At 59.5% G+C, this 9,527-nt stretch carries 6 protein-coding genes and 6 pseudogenes; 8 read left to right on the top strand and 4 right to left on the bottom strand.

The features are described 5' to 3' along the window. A pseudogene (locus BN1800_RS38145) lies at nt 1-1,592 on the bottom strand (hypothetical protein); the annotation flags it as partial. Between the two features lie 237 nt (nt 1,593-1,829). Then, nucleotides 1,830-2,072: pseudogene (locus BN1800_RS43215) on the bottom strand (type IV secretory system conjugative DNA transfer family protein); the annotation flags it as partial. 313 nt (nt 2,073-2,385) lie between these two features. Here BN1800_RS43215 and BN1800_RS43210 point away from each other — a divergent pair. The 4 genes and pseudogenes from BN1800_RS43210 to BN1800_RS43205 all read left to right on the top strand — a co-directional run. Then, nucleotides 2,386-2,903 (top strand): annotated as a pseudogene (locus BN1800_RS43210) (DUF58 domain-containing protein); the annotation flags it as partial. After that, the gene (locus BN1800_RS38130; protein ID WP_027513841.1) at nt 2,903-3,415 is read left to right on the top strand and encodes a DUF4381 domain-containing protein; all 513 of its coding nucleotides are present in this window, start codon (nt 2,903-2,905) and stop codon (nt 3,413-3,415) included. The pseudogene BN1800_RS43210 and the gene BN1800_RS38130, both read left to right, overlap by 1 nt. Next, a pseudogene (locus BN1800_RS38125) lies at nt 3,402-4,088 on the top strand (VWA domain-containing protein); the annotation flags it as partial. The gene BN1800_RS38130 and the pseudogene BN1800_RS38125, both read left to right, overlap by 14 nt. Next, nucleotides 4,082-4,296, top strand: a pseudogene (locus tag BN1800_RS43205) (integrase); the annotation flags it as partial. The pseudogenes BN1800_RS38125 and BN1800_RS43205, both read left to right, overlap by 7 nt. A 23-nt stretch (nt 4,297-4,319) precedes the next feature. On the opposite strand, the gene BN1800_RS38115 reads toward BN1800_RS43205, so the two are convergent. Together BN1800_RS38115 and BN1800_RS38110 are read right to left on the bottom strand one after the other, a co-directional pair. Further along, nucleotides 4,320-4,646, bottom strand: coding sequence for a helix-turn-helix domain-containing protein (locus BN1800_RS38115; RefSeq protein ID WP_084606766.1), 327 nt, complete (start codon nt 4,644-4,646; stop codon nt 4,320-4,322). Continuing rightward, complete coding sequence (locus tag BN1800_RS38110) at nt 4,639-5,004, bottom strand: type II toxin-antitoxin system RelE/ParE family toxin (RefSeq protein WP_027513840.1); 366 nt, start codon at nt 5,002-5,004, stop codon at nt 4,639-4,641. The genes BN1800_RS38115 and BN1800_RS38110 overlap by 8 nt, the downstream gene beginning before the upstream one ends. Nucleotides 5,005-5,570: 566 nt before the next feature. Between BN1800_RS38110 and BN1800_RS38105 the strand changes: the two are divergent. The 4 genes and pseudogenes from BN1800_RS38105 to rpoN form a co-directional block, all read left to right on the top strand. After that, nucleotides 5,571-6,224, top strand: a pseudogene (locus BN1800_RS38105) (recombinase family protein); the annotation flags it as partial. 222 nt (nt 6,225-6,446) lie between these two features. Then, nucleotides 6,447-6,680 (top strand): hypothetical protein, encoded by a 234-nt coding sequence (locus BN1800_RS43200; protein WP_244564800.1) that lies wholly within the window; start codon nt 6,447-6,449, stop codon nt 6,678-6,680. Further along, the gene (locus tag BN1800_RS43195; protein WP_244564799.1) at nt 6,583-7,074 is read left to right on the top strand and encodes a Mu transposase C-terminal domain-containing protein; all 492 of its coding nucleotides are present in this window, start codon (nt 6,583-6,585) and stop codon (nt 7,072-7,074) included. The genes BN1800_RS43200 and BN1800_RS43195 overlap by 98 nt, the downstream gene beginning before the upstream one ends. 325 nt (nt 7,075-7,399) lie before the next feature. Then, on the top strand, nt 7,400-8,941 hold the full coding sequence (rpoN, locus tag BN1800_RS38090) for an RNA polymerase factor sigma-54 (protein WP_027513839.1): 1,542 nt from the start codon (nt 7,400-7,402) through the stop codon (nt 8,939-8,941). The last annotated feature ends 586 nt before the right edge of the window (nt 8,942-9,527 follow it).

Here is a 9,527-nt window from a genome sequence, read left to right as displayed (position 1 = left end):
TCCTGCAGGTCCTGCTCCAGCAACCGGTAATCCCTTTGGATATGGACGTCGCTCAGCCATTGGGTGGCCCCGAGAACCGCCCCCTCGGGGAGGTTGGACGAGCCTGACGGAAAAGCTCCGATCTGAGCATCGGAGGAGGTGGTCAGATCGACCAACGAAACACCGCGATAGGTGTCTGAATTGCCGATTTCGCTCAGCGGCTGCTGAATGGCGGCGGCTTGCGGCTCGTCAGCTCGATCATCGAACAGCGGCCGGACCGCCTCGCGAATCCCGTTTGACACGGGCTCCGTATTGCGAACCCGTTCCAGCGCAGAGATGAGAGGGAGTTTGTCTGGAAACAACCTCTTGGCCAATTCGATCCGCGAATCGTGATCCAGCCCAGAGATCGTCTGGCCCCGACTCTCAAGCGCCTCAGAAAATCTGCGAAGATTACGACCATAGGCAGCACGGGTGCCTGAGGCCAAGCTGCTGTCACTGTTCACTTGTTCCAAGATATGCGCGTCTGCCTTTGACGGCACTGGCCGCCGGGCAGTCGCCGAATAGCCCGGCTCATGATACGCACGCAGGACGCTCAACGCCGCCTTCATACCAGCGGTTTTCGGAAAGACAGTATCGAGGTGATCGACCAGGGATTGGTGATTTTTTAGATCCGTCGCTTGGCCGCGAGCGCCGAGATCATTCGCCAATCGGCAAAGCGCATTCGAGTATATTCGAAGCGTATCATCGCTATGGTGTTGCTGAGTCCTAGCGTGGGCGATCGCCTGATCAATAACGTCCCAGTGTTCGCCGGACAGATGGGGAAAGCGGGTAGCACGGGCGTCAGCAGTCGCCGAATAGCCCGGCTCATGATACCTACGGAGGACGCTCAACGCCGTCTTTGTATCATCGTTTTTCGGAAAGAAAGCATCGACGTGATCGACTAGGGATTGGTGATTTTTTAGATCAGTCGCTTGGCCACGAGCGCCGAGATCATTTGCCAATCGGCGAAGTGCAAACGTGTATTTTTTTAAAGTGTTCTCTCTATATTGTTGCTGAGTCCTAGCGTGGGCGATCGCCTGATTAATAACGTCCCGGTGTTCGTCGGACAGATGGGGAAAGCTGGTAGCACGGGCGCCAGCAGTCGCCGAATATCCCGGCTCATGATACCTACGGAGGGCGCTCAACGCCGTCCTCATATTATCGTTTGTCGGAAAGAAAGCATCGACGTGATCGACCAGGGATTGGTGATTTCTTAGATCAGTCGCTTGGCCGCGAGCGCCGAGATCATTCGCCAATCGGCAAAGCGCATTTGAGTAATTTTGGAGCGTGCCCTCGCTATAGGGTTGCTGATCCCTAGCGTGGGCGATCGCCTGATTAATAAGGTCCCGGTGTTCAACGGACAGATGGGGATAGCCCCTAGCACGGGCGCCACTCGCGACAGGTTCGGCGCGGCGCGGCTCGGCCACGTGCTGCTCAAAGCCCGCTTGCCGCGCCTGGCCCGCATCCGGCAAGGGGTACGAGGCGGCTTGATCATCGAACGGCCACCGGACCGCCTCGGCCACCTGCTGCTCAACGCCCACTTGCCGGGCCTGGACCGCTTGCCCCTCTTCCAAGCCGGCGTCCTGCACCTGCGACGAAGCTGTTACACGGGATGGATTACTATTTCGCGGGTCCACACTAGCCTCACATCAAATTGTATCGTCAAAGTCCTGCGCCAATCCACGCAGCGGCTCATCGGGTTGAGATTCTGCCGAGAGCCCTCGTCTGCTTTCATCAAGGGTGCCGGCTCGGGAGGGCGCCTGTCTGGTTTTCAAAGATGCGTTTATGTTCCAGTCGAACGTTCGCGCCTAGCTGTAGGAAATCGATTGGGCTTCAAACGTGAATTCACCGATAGCTTTGGAAATGTAGTTTGGAGTCTCGTCATCGGCAGTGGCCATGAACACTTGCAGGCCGGTATTGCTGAGAAAATTCTGCTTGCCAGCCTCGCCATAGGCCCCCGTCAGTGCCGAGAGGCTTTGGATGATGAGCATGAAACGAGCCTTGTAGCTCGCGATGGTCGTAATTGCCGTCTCGATCGCCTCCAGCTTACCCAGGAGGCCAAGGTGGTTACGGCGTTCCTCGGCCCTCCTCCCGCCGCGGGATGAACTTCCAGCTGCACGTGTCCGTTTGCTATCGCGATCCATTGCTCAGCTTCCAAAGTCGTTCGCTACCCCATGAGGTTACCACCGAAGCTCGATCTGCTAAACCAATATGGTGTTACACTTGTAGTCTCGCAGAGGCTTCTCCCAGCTCTCTGAGTCACGTCGAGAGCCGTAACCGGATCAGATTTTCCGGGCGGAGGGGGTTTGCGGCGAGCGCGTTCGTGATTCACCATTTGCGGACGCTACCACCGACGACGAAGGCGTCGGCGAGGTGAAATCACATCGCAGCCGAGACGCCGTCATCGCTCTTGCCGACAAGATCGCGGAGAAGAACGGCAAGCTTCGCGCAGCCTACGCTGGCGTCCCCTCGCCAATCGCCCTCGACGAGGCGCTGCGGGAGGTCGCGGGCATCGCCCATCATGATTTTCTCGTGGTCGTCGTCAGCGACTTCGACGGGCATGGGGAAACGACCCGCCAGCTCCTGCTGCAGCTCTCGAGCCGCAACGATGTAATCTGCCTGCTCGTCTACGATCCATTCCTTCTCGAACTGCCGAAATCCGGGGACATCGTCGTCAGCGGCGGGTCTCTGCAGGCCGAGCTGTCCCTGCGGCAGCCTGGCGTGCGTCAATCGATTGATGCGTTCGCGCGCACTCGCGGACGTGAGCTGCTGGACTGGCAGCGCAAGCTTGGCCTGCCCATGCTTCCAGTTTCCGCGGCGGAAGACGTCGCTCCCCAGCTCGGAGCCTCCTCGAACAGTCCGCCTGGCGACAGTGGAGGCGATAATGGAGCCGCAACCCAAACTCGATCCGATAACGGAAAACGCTCTCCGTGCGCTAAAGGACATTGCGGTACCGTCTCCCGTTTCATGGATGCCCCAGACGTGGGGATGGCTGGTCGTTGCATTGGCTTTGGTAACGGCCGTGCTTCTTTGGTGCGCGATCGCCTATCGGCGGTGGCGTCGCAATGCATACCGCCGAGAGGCCCTCAAGCTGCTCGGCGAGGTGGCAGCGGCGATGGGGAACCCGGATACCAAGGAACAGGCGGTCAATGATCTCGGTGAACTTCTCAAACGCACGGCGTTAGCGGCGTGGCCGCGCGAGGAAGTCGCCGCGACCTCGGGTGCAGAGTGGGTTGCATTCCTCGAAGCCAATGGCGGCTACGATGTCGGCGAAGCCCTGAGGACATTCATTAACGGCCTCGAGTATCAACGCGGACAACCGATGACGTCAGCGCTGACCGACGAACTTGCTGCCGACGCCCGACGCTGGATCGAGAGGCATCATGTATCAGCTTGATCTTCCGTGGATGCTCCTGATCCTGCCGCTCCCATTGCTTATCTGGTGGCTGATGCCGCCACATCGCGAGACCTCCGCCTTGATTCCGCCTTCCGTTCTTCGCCGAAGTCGCAACAGCCGCCGGCATCGAGCCGACCGGAGTTCGGTAGTGCCGAAGCGATCCTGGCCGCAGGCGATCATCGATATGCTGGCATGGTGCCTGATCGTTCTGGCACTGGCCCAACCGCAATATGTCGAGCGGCCGCTGCAACGCACCGAGCCTCAACGCGACATCCTGCTGGCACTCGACTTATCGCAGTCCATGGATACCAAGGATTTTGCTGCACCAGATGGAATCATGCAAGCACGCGTGGATGCCGTACGCGCCGTGGTTTCCGATTTTGTCGCGAAGCGACCCGGCGACCGGCTCGGTCTGATGGCATTCGGCGACGCTCCCTATCCGCTGGCTCCATTCACCATGGATCATGCGCTGGTCAAGACGCTGGTCGAAGGTCTTTTGCCCGGTATTGCCGGTCCGCGCACCGCGCTCGGTGACTCCCTGGGTCTCGCCATCCGCAAGTTCGACAAGACGACGGTGCCGCAAAAGGTGCTGATCATGCTGACCGACGGCAATGATACGGCGAGCAAGATGCCGCCTCTGAAGACGGCCGAGATAGCCGGCAGCAAGGGCTTGCCGCCGGTGTTCACGGTGACCTCAGCGAAGGTGAGGGCGCACTCAAATTCTCGGGCCATTCGCTGCGCGCCGGGCTTGCCTCCTCGGCCGAGGTTGATGAGCGCCATGTCCAGAAGCAGCTGGCCATGCAAGCGCCGAAATGACCCGCAAATGCCAGCGCCGGCGCGACCGATTCCGCGTCAACTTGACGAAAGCGGCAGGGTTGTAGCTGCCCCTCCCCTGCCGCACCTCTCAGATCTTGGAGCCGTGTCGGGAGCGCTCTGCGATGCTCGAAAGATCAACTTTCTTGCCCGCGACATCAGCGACGATCTTCAACGTACCGCCGAGGGATTCGACATAATCGCGTAGCGTCGACAATTTCATGTCGGCGCGCTTCTCCAGTCTTGAGACATTTGTCTGCTTGAAACCGGTCCCGGCAGATACGTTTTCCTGCGTCCGACCAGCGAGAGCCCGCAATTCACGCAGATTGTGCGCCGTGACAAGCTCGTCGGCCCGCGTTGCAACGGCGCGCTGTTCGTCATCGGGAAGCGTCTGTATCAGCTTGTCGAGATCATCCATGTTTCTTCTCCAACTCGCTCAAATGCTCGTCGTATCGTTTATCAGTCAGATCGATCAGCCGTTTGTAGAAGAGTTTCTGTTTCACACCGCTCTTCGCACCACCGCAGAGAACGACGGCCTTTCGTTCCGGGTCAAAGGCAAAGGCGAAGCGCCATTGCACCTTCAACACCTTGACGCGCAGTTCTTTCATGTTCGCATGCCTGGAGCCTTCGAGTGTGTCGACCTCAGGCCGGGCCAGTCGAAAGCCCTTCTCGCGAAGCAGCACCAAATGCGCGAGCAACTCGATCCAAACATCGGCTGGAAGGTCCATGATCTCGCCCTTGAAGCGGTCGTGAAACTCGACCTTCCATTCCGTCATTTCATATCCTGAATGATATAGATACTTTAGGATATTTAGTCCATGTCTCTCATCAAGGCAATGGGCATTTCCTCCAGAAGCGCCACAAACGATCGTTTGCTCACGTCGTCCGGATTTGGAAAATGGTGCTAGCCATCGATAGGTGCCGTTTATCTATGGTTATTGATTTTTTGGGCCCGCAAATCAGCGATGTCAGTCCTCCCGAATCGGTGGAGTCGCCGGGAATCCCCGCTTTTCCGCCGCTTTTCGGCTACATTCAGTGGACTCTTCTGCCTGTTCGAACGGACGGGACCGAGCCGTGTGGCCGAGCGCAGAGCTGTCAGTCGGGCGATTTCTCGGTCTCTTCGTCCACCTGAAACGACACACGCGACCGGCCCCCTTCAGACCGGCCGATTCTCGACATTTCCGCCAAAAACGACCGCTGATGCCGTTTCGTCGCCGTCTGCGGTCCGTCGGTCATCTGCGGTGTCATTTCAAGGCTAGTGAGCCTCCATTGACACCATAAAACACGTTTACGCATTCCTTATCTGTACAAAGCACCTCGAAACAAGGCCGTTAAAAGCGCGATGGCGAAGCCACAAAGAGTTAACGTCCAACAGCCTCTAAAGCGGCTGATCGGCTATGCCCGCGTGTCGACGGACGACCAGGTCCACGATGCCCAGATGGACGAGCTGCGGGCCGCCGGCTGCGATCGGATCTATCAGGAGCATGGCTCCGGGGCATCGCGCGCCCGACCAGTCTTGACGCGGCTGCTCGGAGAGCTCACCGCGGGAGACATCCTCGTCGTTGTCCGCCTCGATCGATTGGCCCGGTCGGTCAGTCATCTCTTGGCAGTGATCGAGGATCTCGAGCAACGCGGGGTTCATTTTCGATCGATCCGCGATCCGATCGATACCTCGACCCCGCAGGGCATGTTTTCCCTCCAGGTTCTCGGTGCGGTCGCGCAGCTCGAGAGAGCGCTGATCGCTGAACGCACCAAAGCCGGCATCAAGGCGGCGAAGGCGCGCGGCAAGCTTCCTGGAAACCCCGGCCTGCGAGAACCACGACCGGAGGCAATCAAAGCACTCTCAAAAACAAGCGAGAAACTCTATCTCGGCGAGCTCATTGCGTCCGCGCAGACGTGGCTGCCGATGGTGCGGCAACTTCGGCCTTAGCACAGTTGGGACAATGTCGTGCGGATCCTCAATCGCAGAGGTCACGATTGGACGATCGAACGCCTTGTTGCGCCGGCGCCGACTTCAGGAGCCGTGCTTTCAAGAGAGGGTGCCGGGATGCCGGCATCGCGATCGAATGGCGGCCGCTGGCTGAGCGCGCTTCGGTGGCCATATCGAGCGTCTGATCGGCACTCAGATGGGAAAACTCCACCTGCTGCCCGGCGCACGACTTTCAGCAATGCGCAGGAGCTTGGCGAATACGATTCCAAGTGGCATTCGGCGCTCTCATTGCGCGAACTCGAGCGCTACATTGCCCTCGACATTGTCGGCTCCTACCATCAGTCGATCCACAGCAGCTTGGGCCGCCCGCCAATTGCCGTCTGGCGGGAGCACGAGGGCAAGATTCCGCTGCGACTGCCGCAGGATCGAATGCGTTTCTGGCTGGCGTTCCTGCCCGAACAGGAGCGCACATTGCGGCCAAACCGGAATCCATCTGCTTGGTCTGCGCTACTGGCCACCTAAGCTTAGCACCGACGTCGGTCGCTCGAACCGTCGCCTGCTCGTCAAATACGACCCGCGGCACATGGCCCGTATCTTCGTGCGGCGACCTTCGGGCAACTTCGTGGAAGCTCGCTACGCTGATTTGACCTTGCCCTCGGTGACACTTCATGAGGCCGTGGCGGCGCGACGCGCACTGCTGGCGAAAGGCCGACAGGAAATCAATACCCGCGCCATAGTGGGCACGGCAATCGCGCAGCGCGAACTGGTGGATGCAGCAACCAGGAAGACGGCAGCCGTGCGACGCGGCGGTAGGAAAGCCCAAAACGAACGTGGATGGCCGCTTAGTCTAAGTCTAGACTGCAGCTTCCTCGACGAGCCAGCTGTTCCAGCGCTGGCGAAGCATCTTCGAGGCTAGCCTTCATAGCTTATCCCTCTCAAGCGAACAGGCTTCGAGATCGTCCTCGGCTGCAGCCGATCATCGACGTCGCGCATCTGGCCTGCGAGCACTTCACGTGCTCCGCGACGCAGAAGCACACGAGCGAGATCCGGAGACGGGTGCGCAGAAAGCGCAGACAGGACGGAGCTTCCGCGGTTTGGATACACATGAACGGCCCACCGGCAGCTGATTCCGCGCGCCTTGTGATGCCAGCGCTTGACCAAACCCGACTATTAAGCAATTTTTGGGCAGCGCCGCACGTAACAGACGCGGCCTCGGAGAATTTGATTGGAGCGTCGTCAGCATGGGTTTTTCCGCGAGCCTTCATTTAAGACAGTCGCAGTCGCTAACTATGTCACCGCAACTGATACAGTCGATCAAGCTGCTTCATATGAACCATCTGGAACTCAGCCAGTTCATCGCTCAGGAAGCGGAGAAGAATCCGCTGCTCGAGATCCCTTCGCCCGATGACGCGATCTCAGCGGAGCGCGAGGATTCAGGCCCGCACCCGGGGGAGGCCGGCAGCGAATTCGACGATGGGTTGGTCGACAGCGCCATGTCGAGGTCCGGCGAGAGGCTCAGCGATTGCCTCGACGCCGACTTCGCCAACGTCTTCCCGGACGCTACGACCCCGCAGCGGGCGGATGCGCCCGAGCTGCTCGGGCAGTGGAAGTCGATGTCGGGTGCGGGCGACGGCGAGGGTTACGATCTCGACGATTTCGTCGCCGGCCGCAAGACGCTGAGGGAGACGCTCATCGAGCAGCTTGCCTTCGCGCTTGGCGCTGCCTCCGATCGGCTGATCGCCCAGCACCTGATGGACCAGCTCGACGACGCCGGCTATCTCCACGCCGACCTCGCCGTGACCGCCGCTCGATTGGGTGCGGCAGTCGAGGACGTGACGCGTGTGCTCCATGTTATGCAGCAGTTCGATCCGCCGGGCGTATTCGCGCGCACACTTGGGGAGTGCCTTGCCCTTCAGCTGCGCGCCCGAAACCGTCTCCATCCGGCGATGGAGACGCTCATCGGCTCTCTCGAACTGCTGGCACGGCGCGACTTTGCAAGCCTCAAGAAGATCTGCGGCGTCGACGAGGGCGATCTCATCGACATGCTCTCCGAGATCCGCAAGCTCGACCCGAAGCCGGGCACCAGCTTCGAAACCAGTGTTTCCGCGTCCAACATTCCCGATGTCGTGGTGCGCGCCCAGTCCGATGGCGGCTGGCTCATCGAACTCAATCCGGATGCGCTGCCCCGGGTCCTCGTCAACCGCGAGTATTTCAGAGAAATATCCCGCTCCAGCCGGAAGAACAGCGGCGAACAGGCCTTTCTCAACGAGTGCCTGCAGAATGCCAACTGGCTGACGCGCAGCCTCGATCAGCGCGCCAGGACGATCATGAAGGTGGCAGACGAGATCGTCCAGCAGCAGCAGGCCTTCCTGATCCACGGCGTCGACCATCTGCGCCCGCTGAACCTCAGCATCGTCGCGGATGCGATCAAGATGAGCGAGTCGACGGTGAGCCGGGTGACCTCCAACAAATACATGCTCACCCCGCGCGGACAGTTCGAGCTGAAATATTTCTTCCCGGTCTCGATCGGTTCGGCGGAAAACGGCGATGCGCATTCGGCCGTGTCCGTACGCCATCGCATCGGCACGATGATCAATCAGGAAAGCGCCGATGACGTGCTTTCGGACGAAGACATCGTCGACGTCCTCAAGAAGACAGGTGTCGAGATCGCCAGACGCACCGTCGCAAAATATCGCGAAACGATGAACATCCCCTCTTCTGTCCAACGACGCCGCGAGAAGCGTGCGGCATCAGCGGTGAAGGGGCACTCGGGCAATCTTTAGGCGGAGGGGAGCATTTTAAGGCGCCTCGCTTATATTTGGCCTGATGGCCGGCAACGCATGGCAGGGCAGCCCCACGAGCCTTCGCACACCTTACGGGGTTACTGACGGGCGCGGGTTGCCTTCGGCCGCTCGCCGACGAAGCACTGGAGAGAGAGAGAGAGAAAAAAAATGGGAAGCTCCACTAAGAAAGCAGTTCAGGCCGTTCGGCGATACTGGGTAGCAAGCTGGAACGAGGGGTGATGAGATGTGATGGCAAACCGGTCGAACCGGGGATTAGATATCGCGGTAGGGACGCCCATTACTGATACTGCTGGCGAATTCGATTTCTAAGCGCCGCGCATGCGAAGCGCGTTGGATGCGGCGTTACGACTAACCTAAAGTTGCGATCTAGAACGAGTCAGACCTATACGACGCTTGTAGAATCGGAGCCCATCTCGGCCTCAGATTCGCACAGGATAGTAATGTCGCTCAAGCCTCAAGAGACTGCCCCGGTTCCCGAAGACACGCGCCGGTGATGTCACGTTGTCAGCGGCTTAACGGTTGTCGGTAATGGGTTGGGATGAACAGTCCGGCCGTAAGCTACAAG

The organism is Rhizobium sullae, from assembly GCF_900169785.1.
In the GTDB taxonomy this organism is placed as follows: Bacteria; Pseudomonadota; Alphaproteobacteria; order Rhizobiales; family Rhizobiaceae; genus Rhizobium; species Rhizobium sullae.
The sequence above is the reverse complement of the archived record's forward strand: the minus strand, read 5'-3'. Positions and strand labels throughout refer to the sequence as shown.